Origin of the sequence: Micromonospora eburnea, assembly GCF_900090225.1 — a bacterium.
Taxonomy (GTDB): Bacteria; Actinomycetota; Actinomycetes; order Mycobacteriales; family Micromonosporaceae; genus Micromonospora; species Micromonospora eburnea.
Genome location: NZ_FMHY01000002.1, coordinates 5077879 through 5099129 on the forward strand (window position 1 = coordinate 5077879; position 21251 = coordinate 5099129).

Consider the following 21251-nt stretch of genomic DNA (forward strand, 5'->3'; position numbering starts at 1 on the left):
GGGGTTTTTTCGGATACGTCCGCCTCGTGAGGATCCTTCTCATACGGTGTGGATCAGAGGCTACAACCGGTTTGTAGCTGGTCGCTCTGCCAGGGGCGGTGCGACCCCTTTGTGTAACCGAAAGGGCGGAAGGCTCTGATGTCCAACGACGTAACCACTTCCGACGGCGGGGCCCCGATGACCCCGCCGACGAGCAGGCGGCGGGCGCTCTGGGTCGCCACCGGCGTGGCCGGGCTGACCGGCGTCGTCGGTCTGGCGGCGCTCGGTGGCCTCGCCGCTCGTGACGACAAGTCCGGCGACCCGCAGCGCGTCGCGGAGAACCACGCGGCCGCACCTCAGAACGCGAGCGACACGGGCAAGGACGGCGACGGCCGGAACGCCGAGGAGAACCGGCGGGATGAGGAGGGTCGGGACGGCAAGGACCGGGACAGGCGTGGTGAGGAGGGGAACAAGCGCGAGGAGCGGGACGAGCACGGGCGGGTGCGGGAGGTTCCCTGTAACGACGACAAGCTGATCGAGGCCATCGACCTGGCCAACCGGGACCACGGTGGCACGTTGAAGCTGTCCCCGCACTGCGTCTACGAGCTGGACTTCGCCGACAAGAAGTCCGGCACCGCTCTGCCGACGATCCGGCAGGAGATCACGATCAAGGGCAACGACGCCACGATCAAGCGGGACTCCGAGGATGCCTTCCGGCTCTTCCGGGTCGCTGACGGCGGTGACCTGACCCTGACCGACCTCACCCTCAAGGACGGCAACGCCGCCGAGTTCAAGTACGGCCAGGCACCGTCCGGCCCGCCGTCCGGGCCGCAGTCGGGCCCGCCGTCCGGGCCGCCGTCCGGGCCCTCGGGCCCGTCGAAGGAGAAGAAGGAAGGCGAGGCCGACGGCGGTGCCCTCCTGGTCGAACGCGGCGGCAGCGCCCACCTGAAGAAGGTCGACCTGACCCGCAACAACGCCGAAGGCAACGGCGGCGCCATCGCCAACTTCGGCCGTGTCGACCTCGAACTCAGCAACGTCGAGAACAACCACGCCCAGCGCAACGGCGGCGGCATCTTCAACGTCGGCGTCCTGCGGATCAAGGAATCCCGCATCAAGAACAACACCGCCGGCAAGAACGGCGGCGGCATCGCCAACGGCGAGGGCAACGAGAAGGACAAGGACAAGGGCAAGGAAGTCTGGGTCAAGGGCCGCGACGAGGCCGGCACCGTGGAGATCCTCGGCCGCCTCGAAGGCAAGGAAGTCGGCAAGACCGAGATCGAGAACAACCGCGCCGGCGAGAACGGCGGCGGCCTGTTCAGCTCCGGCGGCTTCGTCCGGATCTTCCTGACCTCCATCAAGAACAACACCGCCTGCGAGAACGGCGGCGGCATCTACGCCCGCAACACCGACCTCGACCTCAAGAAGGTCATCATCGCCAACAACCACGCCGACCGCGACGGCGGCGGCGTCTACAACACCGGCGGCGAGAAGAAGAAGGAAGCCCTCTACGGCGACCAGAAGGACCAGAAGGAAGAGAACAAGCGGGAAGCCACCGCCACCATCGCCGACAGCACCATCGTCGACAACAGCGCCGGACGCTTCGGCGGCGGCATCTTCAACGGCGACCCCGACGTCAAGATCAAGGAAGGCTACCTGGAGTCCGACGACAAGGACAACAGGGAGAAGAAGGATGAGGAGGAGAAGGCCGTCCTCACCATCCGAGACACCGAAATCAAGAACAACACCGCCCAGAACGGCGGCGGCATCTTCAACAACGAGGGCGGCAAGACCACCCTGACCAAGAGCCGCGTCACCAAGAACACCGCCACCGACTCATCCAAGACCCACCGAGTCGCCGGCGGCATCTTCAACAACGGCGACAAGGACGACGTCCGGCTCGACGAAAAGACCACCGTCACCGACAACGACCCCACCAACTGCGCCGGCACCGTCAAAGACTGCTTCAACTGAACCACCACATAACCGCGGAGTCCCTTTCCGCCGCCCGGCGGCGGAAAGGGACTCCTCTTCCCTCCACGTCGTGCGCGGGTGGGTTTCGGCGGGTCACCGCCGTGCGGCACGGTCGGGACCTGCTGCCCGCTTTCCGCCCTCCGCCACGTTCTTCGCCGCCCTCGGCACGCTCCTGCATCGCGGTCCGCCATGCCGCCGCTCGCACCACCCCGCACCCAATGCGGGTTTTTTTCGCATACGCCCGCTGAGTGAAGAAGATTCTCATACGGTGGTCTTCAGCAGCTACAACCGATTTGTAGCGGAGGCCGCCTCGCCGTGGCGAAGCGACCTTGTCGGGTACAAGGAGAGGGCAGAGAACTCCGATGTCCAACTACCTTCGCAATAACGATGACGCCAGCCGCCAGACGATCTCCCCGATCCGTCGTCGCCGGGTCTGGCTCGCCACCGGCGTCGTGGGCCTGACGGGAGCGGTCAGCCTCGCGGGAGTGGCGTACGCGACCACCGGCGCCGTGGGTCCCCACCGGCTCACCGACGTGAAGTGGTCGACCACCCAGCAGCTCAGCGACGACGGTGTCAAGGGCGACGAGAAGGACCGGCGGGATGAGGAGGGTCGGGACGGCAAGGACCGGGACAGGCGTGGTGAGGAGGGGAACAAGCGCGAGGAGCGGGACGAGCACGGGCGGGTGCGGGAGGTTCCCTGTAACGACGACAAGCTGATCGAGGCCATCGACCTGGCCAACCGGGACCACGGTGGCACGTTGAAGCTGTCCCCGCACTGCGTCTACGAGCTGGACTTCGCCGACAAGAAGTCCGGCACCGCTCTGCCGACGATCCGGCAGGAGATCACGATCAAGGGCAACGACGCCACGATCAAGCGGGACTCCGAGGATGCCTTCCGGCTCTTCCGGGTCGCTGACGGCGGTGACCTGACCCTGACCGACCTCACCCTCAAGGACGGCAACGCCGCCGAGTTCAAGTACGGCCAGGCACCGTCCGGCCCGCCGTCCGGGCCGCAGTCGGGCCCGCCGTCCGGGCCGCCGTCCGGGCCCTCGGGCCCGTCGAAGGAGAAGAAGGAAGGCGAGGCCGACGGCGGTGCCCTCCTGGTCGAACGCGGCGGCAGCGCCCACCTGAAGAAGGTCGACCTGACCCGCAACAACGCCGAAGGCAACGGCGGCGCCATCGCCAACTTCGGCCGTGTCGACCTCGAACTCAGCAACGTCGAGAACAACCACGCCCAGCGCAACGGCGGCGGCATCTTCAACGTCGGCGTCCTGCGGATCAAGGAATCCCGCATCAAGAACAACACCGCCGGCAAGAACGGCGGCGGCATCGCCAACGGCGAGGGCAACGAGAAGGACAAGGACAAGGGCAAGGAAGTCTGGGTCAAGGGCCGCGACGAGGCCGGCACCGTGGAGATCCTCGGCCGCCTCGAAGGCAAGGAAGTCGGCAAGACCGAGATCGAGAACAACCGCGCCGGCGAGAACGGCGGCGGCCTGTTCAGCTCCGGCGGCTTCGTCCGGATCTTCCTGACCTCCATCAAGAACAACACCGCCTGCGAGAACGGCGGCGGCATCTACGCCCGCAACACCGACCTCGACCTCAAGAAGGTCATCATCGCCAACAACCACGCCGACCGCGACGGCGGCGGCGTCTACAACACCGGCGGCGAGAAGAAGAAGGAAGCCCTCTACGGCGACCAGAAGGACCAGAAGGAAGAGAACAAGCGGGAAGCCACCGCCACCATCGCCGACAGCACCATCGTCGACAACAGCGCCGGACGCTTCGGCGGCGGCATCTTCAACGGCGACCCCGACGTCAAGATCAAGGAAGGCTACCTGGAGTCCGACGACAAGGACAACAGGGAGAAGAAGGATGAGGAGGAGAAGGCCGTCCTCACCATCCGAGACACCGAAATCAAGAACAACACCGCCCAGAACGGCGGCGGCATCTTCAACAACGAGGGCGGCAAGACCACCCTGACCAAGAGCCGCGTCACCAAGAACACCGCCACCGACTCATCCAAGACCCACCGAGTCGCCGGCGGCATCTTCAACAACGGCGACAAGGACGACGTCCGGCTCGACGAAAAGACCACCGTCACCGACAACGACCCCACCAACTGCGCCGGCACCGTCAAAGACTGCTTCAACTGACCTCCGGTCAGTGGTACGGATCCACGCAGAAATCCGGCCCCCTGCCAGAAAGTCGGCAGGGGGCCGGAGCGTCGTCGGGTCAGCTCTGGACGAAGACCGCCACGCTGCGCGCCGGCACGGTGAACGTGCCGGTGGCCCGGTCGAACGAGGACGTCCGCAGCACCGGGTCGGCGGAGGCCCGCAGCACCGGGTGCAGCGCCACGTCCGCCCCACGCAGGCCGGCCACCGTCTGCGTCGCCGCCTCCGGCGTGGCGTTGAAGACCACCGTGACCGACTTCCACGATCCACCCAGGCCGCGGGCGTCCAACGTCATGGTGACCACGCCCGGAGTCTCCTGGGCACCGGAGAGCGGGAAGGCGACCCGCTGCTGCACCTGGCCGGCGGTGGCCAGCCCGAAGACCGGTGAGGACCGCCGGATCGTCAGCAGCTCCGCGTACCGGGCGTCGGCCAGGTTGATCGCCGCACAGTCGGGCACCAGCTTCGGGTCGGCCAGCAGCGGCCGGGCGTACGACCACTTGCTCTGGTTGTCCGCCGCCGGCGGCAGTCCCGCGCCGAACCCGTTGCCCTGGGCACAGTCCCACCGGATCTGGTTGAACCAGTCCCCCGAGTTGTACGAGTTACGGTCCAACGACTTCGACCGCAGCCGCTCCGAGCCGGCCGTCACGAAACCGGCCCCCTGCCCCATCACCACCGTGCCGAGGGCCAGCACCTGCATCCGGGCCCGGTCCGTCGCCGAGGTCCCCTGCGGCAGCTTGTACGCCAGCGCGTCGTACAGGATCTCGTTGTCGTGCGCGTCGACGTAGGTGACCGCCTCGCCGGGCGCGGCGGTGTAACCGGCCGGCGAGCCGTTGTAGTCGACCTGGGCGCCGGTGACCTGCCGGCCGGACGAGTCGGTGAACCGGTAGTCGCGGAGGTTGCCGGCGAGACCCACCTTGATCAGGTCCTGCTGGTGCAGCAGCCGGGCCTTCTGCTCCGCCGCCGACCCGTTGACGTCGTCACCGTTCGGGTCGCTCCACAGGCCGGACGCGAAGCCCTGGACCCGCGGGTTGTCGTCGAACGGTCCACCGCCGCGTACCGCGTCGCGGAGCCGGTCGTTGAAGGTGCCGATCCCGGTGCCCGCCATGTTGGCCTGGGTGGCCTGCACGAACCGGGCGTCGCCCGCGACCTCGCCGAAGTCCCAGCCCTCGCCGTAGAGCAGGATCTTCTTCCCGTCCACGCCGTCCTTCGCGACGGTGAGCTGGTCCAGCGCGGCGCGTACGGCCAGGATGTTCGCCTTCGGGTGGTGGCCCATCAGGTCGAACCGGAAGCCGTCCACCTTGTACTGCCGGGCCCAGGTGACCAGGGAGTCCACCACCAGCTTGCCCATCATGGCGTGCTCGGGCGCGGTGTTGGCGCAGCAGGTCGAGTTGGCGACCGTACCGTCGTCCAGCAGCCGGTGGTAGTAGCCCGGCACCACCTGGTCGAGCACCGACTTCGGGTCGGTGCCCGCGGCCGAGGTGTGGTTGTAGACGACGTCCATCACCACCCGCAGGCCGGCCTGGTTGATCCCGGCGACCATCTGCCGGAACTCGGTGGTCCGTCGCGCTCCCGCCGGGTCGACGGCGTAGCCGCCCTCCGGCACGGTGTAGTGCAGCGGGTCGTACCCCCAGTTGTAGCCGTCGGTGTCGGCCACCGCCGCGACGCACTTCTGCTGCTCCTCGGAGTCCGGCGGCAGCGCGGCCAGGTCGCAGGCGGGCTGCCGCTGGTCGGCCCGCTTCTCGGGGATCGTGGCGAAGTCGAACGCCGGCAGCAGGTGCAGGTAGTTGACCCCCGCCTCGCCGAGCGCCGCGAGGTGCTTCATGCCCGCCGTGTCCGGGTCGGTGAAGGCGAGGTAGGTGCCCCGCCGCTCGGCGGGCACGGTGGCGTCGGCGATGGAGAAGTCCCGGACGGACAACTCCTGGATCTGCGCCTGCGACGAGGGCACCGCCGCCGGCTTGCGTAGCTTGGCCCAGCCGGCCGGGGCCAGCGCCGGATCGTCCAGGTCGACGATCTGGCTGTGCGTCGAGTCCGGCGCGAGGGCCACCGAGTACGGGTCGGTCACCGACGCGGTGATCATCTTCTGGGCCGCCGGCTGCCAGGCCTCGACCTGGTAGCGGTAGTACTTCCCGGTCCACGCCTTCGTGCCGCGCACCGACCAGACGCCGGTGCGGTCGTCCCGGCTCATCGACACGGACTGCGGCCGCGCCGCCGGTGAGTCGAAGAGCTGGAGCGACACGGTGCGGGCGGTCGGCGCCCAGACGGCCAGGGTGGGCACCTTGCCGGCGAACGCCGGCCCGAGCTTCGCGGTGGTGGCGGCCCGGTAGACGTCGTCGAGCACGCCCGGGATCTGCACCCCCGTCGCGCCGAGCAGGTGCCCCTGCGCGTCCCGCTCGGTCACCACGAGCTGCCCGCGCAGCGCCGCCGGCACCCGGGTCAGGTCGGCCCGGTCGAGGGTGAACGCGTGGTAGTCCCACAGGTGCGGCCAGCCCGCCCGCTGCGCCTCGGTGAGCCCGTTGCGCTCGGCCCGCAGCGGCAGCGTGGTGTACGACCCGGTCAGCTCGCCGTCGGTGATGCTCAGCCCGCCGGTAGGGGCGGCGACCAGGGCGTACCGCCTGCCGTCGGTCGGCCCGGTCCGCCAGGCCACCGTGGACCGGTCGAGCCACTGCGCTTTCTGCTTCGTGATGTCGAGGTCCCTGGCGACCCCGGAGGAGGTCGACGGCAGCAGCCGGCCGTTGACCCCGGCCAGCAGCCAGACCTCGCGCCCGGCGGTGGCGAAGTCGAGCCGCTGGTCCTCCGGGTGGTCCTTCTCGTCGCCGCGGTGCACGATGTAGCTCAGCCCGGTGGCCCCGGCGGCCAGCGGCACCCGGAACACCGCGCCGAAGGCGTCGACCTTCTCCGGCTTGAGCGGGCTGCCCCAGTCGGTCGGGTTGGCCGCGCCGTCCCACAGGTGCAGGCCCCAGCCGTCGTAGCCGCCGTCCGCCTTGCGCCAGTGCAGGACCGCCGTGTTCGGGTCGGCCGGCGGGTCGGGCTCGCCGGTGGCGGCCTGCCGGGTCGGGTACACCGTCGGGTCGCCCTGCTTGACCCAGACCTCGCCGGTCTGCGTCACGTCGATCGTGCGGTCGTTCTCCACGTCCTTGGTGCCGTTCCCGTCGACCACGAGGAAACCGACCGACCTGGCCCCCGGATTCAGCTTGACCCAGGCGAACCGGCCGAACGAGTCCTCGCCGGCGAACGGCTGCCCCTTGGGCCAGTCGGTCTGGTACGCCGGGTCGATGTCACCCCAGGTGTAGAGGCCCCAGTCGGCGTACCCGCCGGCCGGGCGCTGGTAGTGCACGATCGCCCAGTCCCGCGACGCGCTCTGCGCCGGCGTACCGACCACGCCGGTGGCCCGGGTGCTGGCGACGCGGCCCTTCCCGTCGCGGACGACGGCCTTGTACTCGACCCTCGTCCCGCCGGCCAGACCGGTCAGGTCGTGGTGGACGGTGTACGGGGCCCGGTGCGCGCTGCCCAGCAGCGTCCACTTTCCGCCGGGCACCCGGGCGGCGAAGGTGACGGTCGCGAGGGGGTCACCGGTGGCCTGCGCGGTGACGGCGGCCCGGGTGGCGACCGGGGTGTCGCCGGGCTCGGTGAGGGTGACCTTCGGGGCGGCGCCGGCCTGCGGGATCGCCCGGTCGGCCCGGAGCACCACGGCCGACATCGCCGGCACCGTCACGCTCAGCCTGCCATCGGCGCCGGCCGTCGAGGTGCCGGCACCGCCGTAGACGCCGGTGAAGGTGGCACCGGCCGACCAGGTGTCCACGGTGACAGTCTGCGCGGTGCCGGCGTTGTTCACCGCGGCCACGTACTCGACGCGGTCGGCGGGCCGGATCCGGGAGAAGGCGAATACGCCGGGGCCGTCGGCCGCGTACCGGGTGACCTGGATGCCGTCGCGCAGCGCCGGGTGGGCCTGCCGCAGCCGGCCCAGCTCCGCGATGGTCCGGTAGAGCGGGTGGGTGGTGTCGTACTGGTCGCTGGCGTGGGTACGGGTGGTGCCGATCAGGTCGTCGTCGAGATAGTCGGGCGTGCGGCTGGCGAACATGTCCTGCCGGGCGTCCTTGTCCCCGCCCGGGCCGGTGAAGCCCTGCTCGTCGCCGGAGTACACGACGGGCTGGCCACGGGTGAGGAACATCAGCTGGTGGGCGAGCTGGTCGCGGCGCAACTGGGTGGCGTCGTCCCCACCGGCGGCGGCGATGAACGAACCGATCCGGCCCATGTCGTGATTGCCGAGGAAGGTGGGCAGCCGGTTAGCGTCGGTGTCCCGGGCGGCGTAGAGGTCATCCCGGGCGTACACGTCGGCGAGCGCCTTGGCCGAACCGCCGGCGGTGGTGTAGCCCCGCGCGGCCTCCTGGAAAGAGAAGTCCAGCGTGGCGGGCAGGCCGCCCTGCCGCACGTACGTCGACTCGATCTCCTGGTCGGCGCTGTAGACCTCGCCGAACATGAAGAAGTCCGGCTTGCCGGCCCGCTGCGCGGCGGCGTTGACGCCCCGGACGAACTGCGGCCAGAAGTCGAGGTTGGTGTGCTTGACGGTGTCGAGGCGGAACCCGTCGACTCCGGCCCGCGTGATCCACTGCGCGTAGATGTCGGTCATCCCGCGCACCACCTCGGGCCGCTCGGTCCACAGGTCGTCGAGGCCGAAGAAGTCGCCGTACTCGCTGTTCTCGCCGGCGAAGGTGGAGTCGCCCCGGTTGTGGTACATGGTCGGGTCGTTCAGCCAGGCCGGGACCTTGACCTTCGCGTCGGCCGCGCTGGCGAAGGTCGGGGTGTACGGGAACGACCTCTCGTTGACCGGCGGGAAGTCCCGCGTGCCGTCCGCGTAGTTGCGGTCCTCGAAGGGCCGGCCCTGCGCGTCCCGGTACGGCGCGGTCTTCTTGTCGACGTAGCCGTACCGGTCCTCGGCGTACCGGATGACGTCCGCCGTGTGGTTGACGATGATGTCGAGATAGACCTTGATGCCCCGCTGGTGGGCGAGGCTGACCAGCCGCTTCAGCTCCTCGTTCGTCCCGAAGTGCGGGTCGACCTGGGTGAAGTCGGTGATCCAGTAGCCGTGGTATCCGGCGGAGACGTCCGCGCCGCTGCCCTGCACGGGGCGGTTCTTGAAGATCGGGGCCATCCAGATCGCCGTGGTGCCCAGGCCCTGGATGTAGTCCAGCTTGTCGATGAGACCCTTGAGGTCTCCGCCGTGGTAGAAGCCCTTGTCCGTCGGGTCCAGGCCGGTGGTGAGCCGATCACCGGTCAGGCCGCCGGTGTCGTTGCGCCGGTCGCCGTTGGCGAAGCGGTCCGGCAGGACGAAGTAGAACTGCTCGGCCCGGGCGGCGTTGGTGCCGGCCTTGAGCAGCGCCTCGGCGGACGGCTCCTTGCTCCACTGGGGCGCGCCGGCGGCCGCGAGGGCGTCCGAGGTCACGACGCCGCCGTCGGCGCGGGCGGCCACCTGGGGTACGGCGACGAGGGTGAGCACGACGGAGGAGATCAGGGCGAGCAGGGCCTTGGCAGATATCGGCGGGGGTTTCATCGACGGCCTTTCTCTGGTCGCTGATTCGCCCGCACGCTAGCCCTTGCCGAAACATTCTGCAATAGTTTGCAAACCGAGTCGCAACAGAGCAGCTTGCTTGCAAACTGATGCGCTGGGCCCCCCGGCCTGCCGCGACGCGGACCTCAGCGGCCAGCACACTCCGTGGCCCCGACCAGGCAGCTCGTCGGCCCGCTGTTGCCGGACCTCTCGACATGGAACCGCAGCGCCACCGACGCCCCCGGCGCCAGGTCCACCCCACTGCGGTACGTGAAGACCCCGTCGGCGAAACTCGCGGTGCCCTGCTCCGCGCTCTCCACCCAGGACGACGTGACGCGTCCCCGCTCGAAGTTCAGCGTCACCGTCCAGCCACTGGGCCGGTCACCGCGGTTCACCAGCAACACCTCACCGATGAAGCCACCGTGGAAGGCTTCCACCTCCCGGTACCGGCCGGTGACTGGCGACGGTGCGGACGGGGCCACCAGCACCGCCGGCGGCGGGGCCGAGGAGGAGGCCGGTCGACTGCCCGTGGTGGCACCTGCCGACCGGCTCGGCGTGGACCGGGTCGGCAGCACGACGGTCGACTCGGGCAACGGCACGGGCGGCACCGGCGTGGTGCCCGAGCTGGGCGGCGCCGACGTGGCCGCCACCGGCAACTCCGGCAGCGACATCGCCGGCTCCGGCGGCGCGCCGTCGGTGTACGTCCGCCGGGCCCGTGCCGAGCCGAGCGCTACGACCAGCAGCACCACCATGACGATCACGCCGATCGAGACGACGATCCAGGGCGAGGAGGTGATGGCGGCGCCGGGTGACGGGCGTGCGCGACGTGTGCCGGACATGGCCCCTCCCCTGTTGATGCCGTCGGGTGAGCGTAACGACCGACGGCAACTCCACAAGTACGCGAGCCGGCCCCCCGGCGGGTTCGGCCCGGCAGACCCGGTCAGCGTGCCGGGATGCGCACCTCGATCTCCGCCCCGAGCTGGGCGCCACCGGCGAGTTCGAGATTGTCGCCGCTCCAGAACCGTCCCGGGTCGTACCAGTTGGGCCGGCGACCGGCCGGCAGCAGCCCCATGGCCTCATAGGTCACCGCCACCACCTCGGCGCAGTACGCGGTCTCCAGCGCCCCATCGCGCACCGGCACGGTGGACGGCTGCCGACGACGCAGGTTGGGCACCCGACCGCGCGCCCAGCGCCAGGCGAGTTGGGTGGTGGACGGGAACGGGGTGCCGTCGAGGCGCGCCACGGTCCGCAGCACCGCCTCCTCCATCGCGGTGTCGGCCGGCGGTTCGAGCTGGCGCAGCCAGGCCCGCTGGCCGTACCGGTTGGCCCAGACGCGGACCGCGTCCCGCAGGTCGTGCAGCTGCACGCCGCGCTGATGGGCGCCGGTCCACATGTCCGGCAGCGACCGGCCCAGCTCGGCGTGCCACATCAGCGGCGGCATGTCGTCGAGCACCACCGCCATGCCGACATGGTTGACCGGGCTGTTGGTGGTGAGCTGGATGGCGCGGTCGGGCACGCTGCGCCCGCGGAACACCCACACGTCTCCGGTCCGGGTCAGCTCCACGGCCTCGCCCAGGCTGATGCTCACAAAGGACTACCCTAAGCCGATGCGGCGACGGATGCGGTGGTGGAAGGTGCTCGGGCTGGCTGGCCTCGCCGGCGTCGCGGCGACCGGGGTGGTCGTGGCCCGGGCGGAGCGGCGCCGCCGGGCGTACACCCCGGAGGAGATCCGCGACCGCCTGCGCGAGCGGCACGCCCGCGCCGTCGGGCCCGGCGCCGGCGACCAGCCCTGACCGACCCGCGGCTCACCGGTCCGCGCGGCGCACCGCCTCGTCCAGGGCCTCCGGGGTACGACCGACCAGCGCGCCGCCGTCGTCCAACAGCAGGATCGGACGCTGGATCAGCTCCGGGTGCTCGACCATCGTGGTGATCCAGCGCGGCTCGGCCGCGTCGTCGCGCGGCCAGTCCGCCATGCCCAGGGCCACCGCGGCCGGTTCGCCGGTGCGGCAGATGTCCCAGGCCCTGGCCTCCAGCCGGCGCAGCACGTCGGTCAGCTCGGCCGCGCTCGGCGGCTCCGCCAGATACGCCCGCAGCCGGTAGGGCACCCGCGCCTCGTCCAGCGTCGCACGTGCGCCGGCGCACTTCGAGCAGGACGGGTTGTGCCAGATCTCCATTCGCACCATGGTGGCACACCGTCTCGGCCCTCTCCTGTGGACGGCGTCCGGTCCGTCACCGCCCCCGACCGGCAGTTCCCCAGGCTCTCTTCCGGCAGCGGGCTGCTGCCGACTTCCGCATCGATCAACTCCATGTGCGGCATGTGATGGTCTCCGGCCTCCGGAAGACCACCACATGCCGCATCCTGCGTGACCCCCAACGGACTGCGGCACCCCGCCCGCGCCGAATGTCCGGTCTGCGCGGGATGGGTGGTTCGCGGGGTGGGGTGTCCCGTGGTCGGGGCCACCCGTGGGCCGGAATCATCCGGGGGGTCGGGGCGTTGTACATGACTGACCGCGCCGCACCCCCCGCGCCGGTCACCCCGCCCGACGAAATCGGGCCGCCGGCCCGGCGGAATGACCCGCCACCGCCGGTCGTTACACCACCCGGGCCACCCGAGCAGGCCACGCCGCCGGACCCCCGAAGACTTCCCCCCCCCTGCGTGACACCCGCACCCCCCTGTCGCGGGCCTGTCGCGAACCCCAACGAAAGGCTTTTGTCATGCGTACCGACATCCTGCGCAAGACCACCCTGACCGTCGCCGGTATCGCCGCCACCACCGGTGGGATCGCCGGCCCCGCCATCGCCGCGCACGCCGCCGACAAGCCCGCCCCCAAGCCGGCCGCCGAGCGGGAACTCCACGTCCGCTACCAGGCCCAGCCCAACTTCTACTACTGCGGCCCCGCCGCCGCCCGTAACGCCCTCTCCGTCCAGGACAAGAACATCGACGTCGACACCATGGCCAAGGAGATGGGCACCACCGAGAACGGCACCAACAGCATCAACGACATCACCCCGGTCCTGAACAAGGAGACCGGCAAGACCGACGCCTACCACTCGGTCGAGATCCGTGACAGCAAGGCCGACGACAAGCAGACCGACAAGCTGCGCACCGACATCGTCCGCACCGTCGACGGCGGCCGCGCCGTGGTCGCCAACATCGCCGGCACCGCCACCGACACCGACGGCAACACCCACTCCTTCGAAGGCGGCCACTACATCAGCGTCGTCGGCTACCACGACAACGGCAAGACCGTCACCATCGCCGACTCCGCCAACCCGAACACCGCCTCCTACCGGATGAGCGTCGACAACCTCGCCGACTGGATCGCCACCCGCGGCTACAGCACCTCCTGACCCACCACACGAACCACGAAGGGCCGGCCCCACCACGGGGCCGGCCCTTCGTGATCTTCGGTGGCGCGGGTTCAGTGGTCGCTGCCGGCCCGCACCGGCTCGGCCTCGACGGGCGCCTCGGCCGAGGCCAGCCGGTGGGCCCGGCGGCGCAGCCACCAGGTGCTGCCGAGGCCGGCGAGAATCGCGACGACCAGCCCGGCCCAGGACAGGTCCTTGAGCCAGTGCTCAGCCGCCCGGCCCACGCTGAACAGCAGGTACGTGGTGCCGAAGGCCCAGACCAGGCCGCCGGCCGCGTTCGCCAGCAGGAACCGCCGGTACGGCACGTGCAGCGCGCCCGCCAGGGGCCCGGCCAGGATCCGCAGCAGCGCCACGAACCGGCCGAAGAAGACCGCCCAGACGCCGTACCGGGCGAAGCTCTCCTCGGCGCGGGCGATCTGCGCCGGGCCGAGGTGCCGGGGGAAGCGCCGGCCCAGCCGGGCGAGCAGCGGACGACCGCCGCGTCGGCCGACGGCGTACCCGATGGAGTCGCCGACGATGGCGCCGAACGCCGCGGCGGCGGCCACCCACTCCGGCTCGACCACGCCGCCGGCGGCGAGTAGCGCGGAACTGACCAGGACGATCTCGCCGGGCAGCGGAACTCCCATGCTCTCCACGCCGATCACCCCGGCGACGATCAGGTAGACCACGCCCGGGGGAAGCGCGGAGAGCCAGTGCTGTACGTCGAGCACCGCCCACCCCTTCCGGTCCGACCTCGAACCCTACCCGGCAACGGGCGATGCGGGGTCCGGTCAGGGGGTGGTTACCGGGGCGAGGAACTCCAGACGGTTGCCGTGCGGGTCGTGGGTGTGGAAGCGACGCATACCCGGAATCTCCTCGTCGCCCCAGATCACGGGATAGCCGGCAGCGGCGAGCCGGGTGGCGAGCGCGTCGAGGTCGGAGCGGAGCAGCGCCGGGTGCGCCTTGCGGGCCGGCCTGAAGTCGTCCTCGACCCCGAGGTGCAGTTCGGTGTCGTACCCGGTGAACCAGCAACCACCGCGGGCGGCGAGGGCCGGTGGCTTGGGCTTCTCGGTCATCCCGAGCAGGTCTAGGTAGAAGGAGCGGGATCGGTCCTCGGAGCCGCGTGGGCAGGCGAGCAGGACGTGATGGATCATGGTGGGCACCTCCTCGTCCCGAACCCTGGCACAAGGTTGCGCGAGATAGCAAGACGGACGTACGGTTTTGTAGACGGGAGAATCGGCGGTAAGTGTTGCCTAACCTGGGCGGCCCCCCGACCGGTGCGACAAACTGCTCAGGACTACTCACGGTCGCTGGTGTGAAGGAGTACGACGTGGCGAGCCTCGACACCTTCGGTGCGAAGACCCAGCTACGCGTCGGTGACGCGAGCTACGAGATTTTCAAGATCGACAAGGTGGAGGGCCACGACCGGCTGCCCTACAGCTTGAAGATCCTGCTGGAGAACCTGCTGCGGACCGAGGACGGCGCGAACATCACCGCCGACCACATCCAGCAGCTCGGCGCGTGGGACCCCACCGCCGACCCGAGCGTGGAGATCCAGTTCACCCCGGCCCGGGTGCTGATGCAGGACTTCACCGGTGTGCCCTGCGTCGTCGACCTGGCCACCATGCGCGAGGCGGTGCGCGAGCTCGGCGGCGACGCCACCAGGGTGAACCCGCTCGCCCCGGCCGAGCTGGTCATCGACCACTCCGTCATCGCCGACCTGTTCGGCCGCGAGGACGCCTTCCAGCGCAACGTCGAGCTGGAGTACGAGCGCAACAAGGAGCGCTACCAGTTCCTGCGCTGGGGCCAGACCGCGTTCAACGAGTTCAAGGTCGTCCCGCCGGGCACCGGCATCGTGCACCAGGTCAACATCGAGTACCTGGCCCGCACGATCATGGAGCGCAACGGCCAGGCGTACCCGGACACCGTGGTCGGCACCGACTCGCACACCACGATGGTCAACGGCCTGGGCGTGCTGGGCTGGGGCGTCGGCGGCATCGAGGCCGAGGCCGCGATGCTCGGCCAGCCGGTCAGCATGCTGATCCCGCGGGTCGTCGGCTTCAAGCTCTCCGGCGAGATGCCGGCCGGCACCACCGCCACCGACCTGGTGCTCACCATCACCGAGATGCTGCGCAAGCACGGCGTCGTCGGCAAGTTCGTCGAGTTCTACGGTCCCGGCGTGAGCGCGGTGCCGCTGGCCAACCGGGCCACCATCGGCAACATGTCCCCGGAGTACGGCTCCACTGTCGCGATCTTCCCGATCGACGCCGAGACCGTCCGCTACCTGGAGCTGACCGGCCGCGACCCGCAGCAGGTCGCGCTCGTCGAGGCGTACGCCAAGGAGCAGGGCCTCTGGCACGACCCGGCCCGCGAGCCGGAGTACTCCGAGCGTCTCGAACTCGACCTGAGCACGATCGAGCCGTCCCTGGCCGGCCCGAAGCGCCCGCAGGACCGGGTGCCGCTGGGCGCCGCCAAGACGCTCTTCCGTTCGGCGCTGACGGACTACGTGGCCGCCGACGAGACCGGCGGTGACCCGAGCCGCACGCCGGGCGTGCCGCAGCAGGAGAAGCCGTTCGGCGCCGAGGGCCCGGCCGACGAGGCCAGCGCCGAGTCCTTCCCGGCCAGCGACTCCCCGGCCAACGCCGTCAACGACCCGGCCGACGCCCCGCGCGACCTGGGGACCGCGGCGGTCGGCGCCGGCGGCCGGGCCACCAACCCGGTCCGGGTGACCGGCGCCGACGGCGTCGAGTACGACCTGGACCACGGTGCCGTGGTGATCGCCGCGATCACCTCCTGCACCAACACCTCGAACCCGCAGGTCATGATCGGCGCCGCGCTGCTGGCCCGAAACGCGGTGGAGAAGGGCCTGTCCCGCAAGCCGTGGGTGAAGACCACCCTGGCCCCGGGCTCCAAGGTCGTCATGGACTACTACGACCGGTCCGGCCTGACGCCCTACCTGGAGAAGCTCGGCTTCAACCTGGTCGGCTACGGCTGCACCACCTGCATCGGCAACTCGGGCCCGCTGCCCGAGGAGGTCTCCGCCGCGGTCAACGAGGGTGACCTCGCCGTCGTGTCGGTGCTGTCCGGCAACCGGAACTTCGAGGGCCGGATCAACCCCGACGTCAAGATGAACTACCTGGCGTCCCCGCCGCTGGTGGTCGCGTACGCGCTCGCCGGCACCATGGACATCGACCTGGCCAACGAGCCGATCGGCGAGGACAGCCAGGGCAACCCGGTGTTCCTGCGGGAGATCTGGCCGAACAGCGCCGAGATCCAGGACGTCATCGCCTCGGCGATCGGCGCCACCGGCTTCAGCTCCGCGTACGCCGACGTCTTCGCCGGTGACGAGCGCTGGCAGTCGCTGCCCACCCCGACCGGCGACACCTTCGCCTGGGACGCCGACTCCACCTACGTCCGCAAGCCCCCGTACTTCGAGGGCATGCAGCACGACCCGCAGCCGGTGCAGGACATCGCCGGCGCGCGGGTGCTGGCCAAGCTGGGCGACTCGGTGACCACCGACCACATCTCCCCGGCCGGCTCGATCAAGGCGGACTCCCCCGCCGGCAGGTACCTCGCCGAGCACGGCGTGCCGCGGCACGAGTTCAACTCGTACGGCTCGCGCCGGGGCAACCACGAGGTGATGATCCGGGGCACCTTCGCCAACATCCGGCTGCGCAACCAGCTCGTACCGGGTGTGGAGGGCGGCTTCACGGTCAACCACCTGACCGGCGAGCAGACCTCGATCTACGACGCCTCGATGGCCTACCAGGAGGCGGGCGTCCCGCTGGTCATCCTGGCCGGCAAGGAGTACGGCTCCGGCTCGTCCCGTGACTGGGCGGCCAAGGGCACCATGCTGCTCGGCGTCAAGGCCGTCATCGCCGAGTCGTACGAGCGGATCCACCGCTCGAACCTGATCGGCATGGGCGTGCTGCCGCTGCAGTTCCCGGTCGACACGACCGCCGAGTCGCTGGGGCTCACCGGCACGGAGACCTTCTCCATCGCCGGTGTCACCGCCCTGAACGACGGCGAGACCCCGCGTACGGTGAAGGTCACCACCGACACCGGCGTGGAGTTCGACGCCGTGGTCCGCATCGACACCCCCGGTGAGGCGGACTACTACCGGCACGGCGGCATCCTGCAGTACGTGCTGCGTCGCATGATCGCCGGCTGACGTCGCACACCGAAAGGACCCCTTCCCGCCTCGGCGGGAAGGGGTCCTTCGCGTTCACGGTGTCCGGAGGGCTCGCGTCACCGGCGAGCCGGCCGCCCGGCTCAGTCGGTGGCGCGGCGGCGCTGCTCGCGCACCTTCATGGCGTGCTCCAGCAGCGTGATCAGCACCTCCTTGGCGGACTCCCGCTGCCGCGCGTCGCAGAGCACCACCGGTACGCCCGGGTCGAGGTTGAGCGCCGTCTGCACCTCGTCGAGCTGGTACCGCTTGGCGCCCTCGAAGCAGTTCACCGCCACCACGAACGGTGTGCCGCGCTCCTCGAAGTAGTCGATCGACGGGAAGCAGTCGGCCAGCCGGCGGGTGTCGGCGAGCACCACCGCGCCGAGCGCACCGAGCGACAGCTCGTCCCAGACGAACCAGAAGCGGTCCTGGCCGGGCGTGCCGAACAGGTAGAGCACCAGGTCGTCGCTGATGGTGATGCGGCCGAAGTCCATCGCCACGGTGGTGGTCTTCTTGCCCTCCACCCCGGAGAGGTCGTCGATGCCGACCCCGGTCTCGGTCAGCACCTCCTCCGTCCGCAGTGGGCGGGTCTCGCTCACCGCGCCGACCAGCGTGGTCTTGCCGACGCCGAAACCGCCGGCGATCAGGATCTTGATCGCGGTGGGCAGGGGGGCCGCTCCCGCCGGCCGCTCAGAGCGCCCGTAGTCCATTGATTACCGCCTCGAAAACGCTGTCGTCGGGAAGGCCGGCGGGGGTTGCGCGCGGCTCACGAACCTGCACCAGGTGACGGGCCACCAGATCGCCGAGGAGGACTCGGACGGTGCCCACCGGCAGGTCCAGATGGGCGGCGATCTCGGCCACGGACTGCATCCGCTGGCAGAGGCCGACGATCGCCACGTGTTCCGGGCCCAGGCCGGACTCCGCGCCCACGTCCGCCCGAACCGCGGTGACCAGGGAGATCAGGTCGAAGGTGCCGGTGACCGGACGGGCCCGGCCGCCGGTCACCGCGTAGGGGCGCACCACCGGACCCGCATGGTCGTCCACCCACTCCTGCTCGGCCGACTCCGCCTGGCCGGTCATCGTGCCGGGTTCTCGCCGGTGGATGCCTCACGGGTCGGCGATGCGACGAACCGGCCCACCCGGGTCACCAGCATCGCCATCTCGTACGCGATCAGACCGACGTCGGCGTCCTCGGAGGCCAGCACGGCCAGGCAGGCGTTACGCCCGGCCGCGGTGACGAAGAGGAACGAGGACTGCATCTCGATGATGGTCTGCTGCACCTGACCACCGCCGAACCGCTTGCCCGCGCCCCGGGCCAGGCTCTGGATGCCCGCCGCCATCGCCGCCAGGTGCTCGCCGTCGTCCCGGCTCAGCCCCCGCGACGAGGCCATCAACAGGCCGTCGGTGGACAGCGCCACGGCGTGCTCCGCCTGCTTGACCCGGCCGACCAGGTCATCCAGCAACCACGTCAGATCCGCGCTCGAAGCCGTCTTCTGGGCCACTCGTCGTCCTCTTCTCCCCGGCTGGTGTCGCCGTACTCGTCTGGGATCCGCCGCCGCGGCGTCCCCCTCAGATCGCCTGCCCGTTCCCGGAGTCCGGCTCGTCGCCGGCCCCGTGCGCCCCGCCGAGCAGCCGTGCGGCATCGGTCCGGCCGCGTCGGGTGCCGCTCTGGTAGGAGCTCATCATCCGGCGCACCTGCTCCGGCGGGCGCACCGCTTCGTCGTCATGCTCGTCGTCCGGGGTGGACGGATCCTGCCGCAGCTCCGGCGCGAGGCTCGCCTGACGTACCCGGACCGGCAGGCCGACGTCGGTGCGCGCCGGCCGGTCACCCGCCGCGTCCAGGCCCGCCGCCGGTGCGTCCATCGTGGTCGGTGCCGCGGACCCGGCCGGCTCCTCGGCCACCGGTTGCCGCTTCCGGGTACGCGCCGGCAGCCCGGACGGGGTGAGCACGGGCGCCTCGGCGTCGACCGGCGCCGGCAGCGGCTCCGCCCGCTCCGGCAGGGCGCCCCCGGGCATCGGCGTGGTGGTCTCGACGACGGCCACCGGGCCGGTCGCCCGCTCGGCGGGGGGCGCGGACGACCCGCCCGCCGCTCCGCCGTGCCCCGCCGGCACGTCCCGCTCCGGCGCGATGCCGGTGCCCACCCGGAAACCGCCCGAGGTGCTGCCGTCCGGCCCACCCGCGGTCACCAGGTCGAGCGGGATCATCACCACTGCCGTCGTCCCGCCGTACGCGGACTCCTTGAGCTGCACCTTCACGCCGTGCCGCTCGGTGAGCCGGCTGACCACGTACAGGCCGAGGCGGGCGGCGTTGGCCAGGTTCAGCTCGGACCGGTCGACGATCCGGTGGTTCGCGGCGGCCAGTTCCTCCTCGCCCATGCCCAGACCACGGTCCTCGATCTCGATGGCGAAACCGTTCGCCACCATCTGACCGCGTACCTCGACGGTGGTGTGCGGGGGCGAAAAGGAGAGGCCGTTCTCGATCAGCTCGGCCAGCAGGTGGATGACGTCGCCGACGGCCCGGCCGGTCAGCGACACCGGCCCGATCGGCAGCACGTTCACCCGGGTGTAGTCCTCGACCTCGGCCACCGCGCCGCGGATGACGTCCACCATCGGCACGTTGCGCCGCCAGGACCGCCCGGGAGTGGAGCCGGAGAGGACGATCAGGTTCTCGGCGTTGCGCCGCATCCGGGTCGCCAGGTGGTCGACGCGGAACAGGTCCTCCAGTTCCTCGGCGTCGTGCTCCCGGCGTTCCATCGCGTCGAGCAGGGTGAGCTGGCGGTGGACCAGCGCCTGGGTACGCCGGGCCAGGCTGAGGAAGACCTCACGGACGTTGCGGCGCAGCTCGGCCTGCTCGACGGCGGTGCGGATGGCGGTCTCCTGCACGACGTTGAACGCCTTGCCGACCTGCCCGACCTCGTCGTCGCCGAACTCGAGCGGGGGTGCCTCCCGCGCGACGTCGACCTCGTCGCCTCGGCCGAGCCGTTCCACCACGCCGGGTAGTCGCTCGTTGGCCAGCCGGAACGCCGCCTCACGCAGCCGTTCGAGCTGCCGGACGAGCGCGCGGGCGGTGCTGATCGACACCACGACGGAGGCGATGACGGCGAGCAGGCCGAGGCCGGCCGCCAGCACCAACCGGACGATGACGCCGACGGCGACCGGGGTCGCCCGGGACACGATGTCCTTGCCACCGGCCAGGATGACCCCGCGCAGGTCCTCCATCGCCTGCTTGGCGACGGTCTGCCAGGCCGATGCCGGCACCGGCGGCCGGACGTCGCTGCCCTTGGCGGCCAGGACCCGGTCCTGCAGGGCGCGCAGTTGCTGGAAGGTGGCACCGTCGATCAGCTGCTGGTAACGGGCATGGTCGCTGGAGGCCAGGGAATCCGCCGTCCGGTCGGCCAGGTACCACTGCGCACCGACCAGCCGCGAGAAGGCCGTCTGCTCGGCCACCGTCATCCGGTTGGCCGCCAGGACACCCGACAACAGAGCGTCCTGCTGCGACAGCAGTTCCCGGGCGCGGTTGAGGTCGATCAGGGCGGTGGTGTCGCGGGCGATCTCGTTGTCGTCCAGCACGCCGAGCGCGTCGAAGACGTCGAAGATGGCGTCGACCGCCTCGTCGTACGCGGCGAGCGTCGTGGTCCGGTCGATCGTCTTGCGCCCCACCTCGGCCCGGACGGCACCGAGCTGTTCGACCTTTCGCCGGAGCTCGGCGATCCGCCGCACGAGGTGGTCGCTCGCCGGCAGCTCGGTACGCCAGTCCTGAGCGGACTTCCACAGGGCCACCGCGGTCTCGTCGGTGCGCCGCTGCTGTGCGACCAACTCCTCCAGCTGGCCCGGGTCGGACTGTCCGAGATATGACAGCGACAATCGGCGTTCTTCCTGCAGCTGCAGCAGCAGCGGGTCACTCGGCTCGAAAACCCGAGCGTTGAGCGTCTGGACGCCCAGCAGGTTGAAGCCTTCCCGAACGGTCACCCACGCCGCGAACGCCCACAGGGCGAACAGCGACATGAGCAGCGCGACGATCTTCGTACGGATATTCGTACCGCGGGAACCCATCACAACTTCCTGGCCG

General features: G+C 70.6%; 15 protein-coding genes. 5 read left to right on the plus strand and 10 right to left on the minus strand.

What is annotated here, in order from left to right; all coding sequences use genetic code 11:
- Positions 1 to 138 precede the first annotated feature (138 nt).
- On the plus strand, positions 139 to 1950 hold the full coding sequence (locus tag GA0070604_RS21845; RefSeq protein WP_091121647.1) for a hypothetical protein: 1812 nt from the start codon (positions 139 to 141) through the stop codon (positions 1948 to 1950).
- Between the two features lie 362 nt (positions 1951 to 2312).
- On the plus strand, positions 2313 to 4103 hold the full coding sequence (locus GA0070604_RS21850; protein WP_091121651.1) for a hypothetical protein: 1791 nt from the start codon (positions 2313 to 2315) through the stop codon (positions 4101 to 4103).
- A 79-nt stretch (positions 4104 to 4182) separates the two neighbouring features.
- On the opposite strand, the gene pulA is transcribed toward GA0070604_RS21850, so the two are convergent.
- The 3 genes from pulA to GA0070604_RS21865 form a co-directional block, all read right to left on the minus strand.
- Positions 4183 to 9669 carry a pullulanase-type alpha-1,6-glucosidase gene (pulA, locus tag GA0070604_RS21855; RefSeq protein ID WP_091121654.1) on the minus strand — a complete coding sequence of 1829 codons (5487 nt, stop codon included), beginning with the start codon at positions 9667 to 9669 and terminating at the stop codon, positions 4183 to 4185.
- A 143-nt stretch (positions 9670 to 9812) separates the two neighbouring features.
- On the minus strand, positions 9813 to 10505 hold the full coding sequence (locus GA0070604_RS21860; RefSeq protein ID WP_091121657.1) for a cellulose binding domain-containing protein: 693 nt from the start codon (positions 10503 to 10505) through the stop codon (positions 9813 to 9815).
- A 101-nt stretch (positions 10506 to 10606) separates the two neighbouring features.
- On the minus strand, positions 10607 to 11254 hold the full coding sequence (locus GA0070604_RS21865; protein WP_091121661.1) for a hypothetical protein: 648 nt from the start codon (positions 11252 to 11254) through the stop codon (positions 10607 to 10609).
- A 19-nt stretch (positions 11255 to 11273) separates the two neighbouring features.
- On the opposite strand from GA0070604_RS21865, the gene GA0070604_RS21870 reads away from it, so the two are divergent.
- Entirely contained in the window at positions 11274 to 11459 is a 186-nt protein-coding gene (locus GA0070604_RS21870; protein ID WP_091121664.1) for a hypothetical protein, read from the plus strand.
- A 12-nt stretch (positions 11460 to 11471) separates the two neighbouring features.
- Here the strand turns inward: GA0070604_RS21870 and GA0070604_RS21875 are convergent, their stop codons facing one another.
- Positions 11472 to 11840: an ArsC/Spx/MgsR family protein gene (locus GA0070604_RS21875; protein WP_091121667.1), complete on the minus strand. Its 369-nt coding sequence runs from the start codon at positions 11838 to 11840 to the stop codon at positions 11472 to 11474.
- A gap of 541 nt (positions 11841 to 12381) precedes the next feature.
- Between GA0070604_RS21875 and GA0070604_RS21880 the strand changes: the two genes are divergently transcribed.
- The gene (locus tag GA0070604_RS21880; RefSeq protein WP_091121670.1) at positions 12382 to 13017 is read left to right on the plus strand and encodes a C39 family peptidase; all 636 of its coding nucleotides are present in this window, start codon (positions 12382 to 12384) and stop codon (positions 13015 to 13017) included.
- 71 nt (positions 13018 to 13088) lie between these two features.
- On the opposite strand, the gene GA0070604_RS21885 is transcribed toward GA0070604_RS21880, so the two are convergent.
- Positions 13089 to 13745, minus strand: a complete 657-nt coding sequence (locus tag GA0070604_RS21885) for a DedA family protein (protein WP_091121671.1) — start codon at positions 13743 to 13745, stop codon at positions 13089 to 13091.
- A gap of 60 nt (positions 13746 to 13805) precedes the next feature.
- Entirely contained in the window at positions 13806 to 14168 is a 363-nt protein-coding gene (locus GA0070604_RS21890) for a VOC family protein (RefSeq protein WP_091121675.1), read from the minus strand.
- A gap of 161 nt (positions 14169 to 14329) precedes the next feature.
- Here GA0070604_RS21890 and GA0070604_RS21895 point away from each other — a divergent pair, with 161 nt between their 5' ends.
- The gene (locus tag GA0070604_RS21895) at positions 14330 to 17185 is read left to right on the plus strand and encodes an aconitate hydratase (RefSeq protein ID WP_091121679.1); all 2856 of its coding nucleotides are present in this window, start codon (positions 14330 to 14332) and stop codon (positions 17183 to 17185) included.
- Between the two features lie 101 nt (positions 17186 to 17286).
- On the opposite strand, the gene GA0070604_RS21900 is transcribed toward GA0070604_RS21895, so the two are convergent.
- The 4 genes from GA0070604_RS21900 to GA0070604_RS21915 all read right to left on the minus strand — a co-directional run bounded on the left by GA0070604_RS21900 (position 17287) and on the right by GA0070604_RS21915 (position 21235).
- Positions 17287 to 17892: a GTP-binding protein gene (locus tag GA0070604_RS21900; RefSeq protein WP_091121683.1), complete on the minus strand. Its 606-nt coding sequence runs from the start codon at positions 17890 to 17892 to the stop codon at positions 17287 to 17289.
- On the minus strand, positions 17873 to 18262 hold the full coding sequence (locus GA0070604_RS21905; protein ID WP_091121686.1) for a DUF742 domain-containing protein: 390 nt from the start codon (positions 18260 to 18262) through the stop codon (positions 17873 to 17875). Before GA0070604_RS21905 ends, GA0070604_RS21900 begins: the two co-directional genes overlap by 20 nt.
- On the minus strand, positions 18259 to 18684 hold the full coding sequence (locus GA0070604_RS21910; RefSeq protein ID WP_091121688.1) for a roadblock/LC7 domain-containing protein: 426 nt from the start codon (positions 18682 to 18684) through the stop codon (positions 18259 to 18261). The genes GA0070604_RS21905 and GA0070604_RS21910 overlap by 4 nt, the downstream gene beginning before the upstream one ends.
- Before the next feature lie 67 nt (positions 18685 to 18751).
- On the minus strand, positions 18752 to 21235 hold the full coding sequence (locus GA0070604_RS21915) for a sensor histidine kinase (RefSeq protein WP_091121691.1): 2484 nt from the start codon (positions 21233 to 21235) through the stop codon (positions 18752 to 18754).
- Positions 21236 to 21251 lie beyond the last annotated feature (16 nt).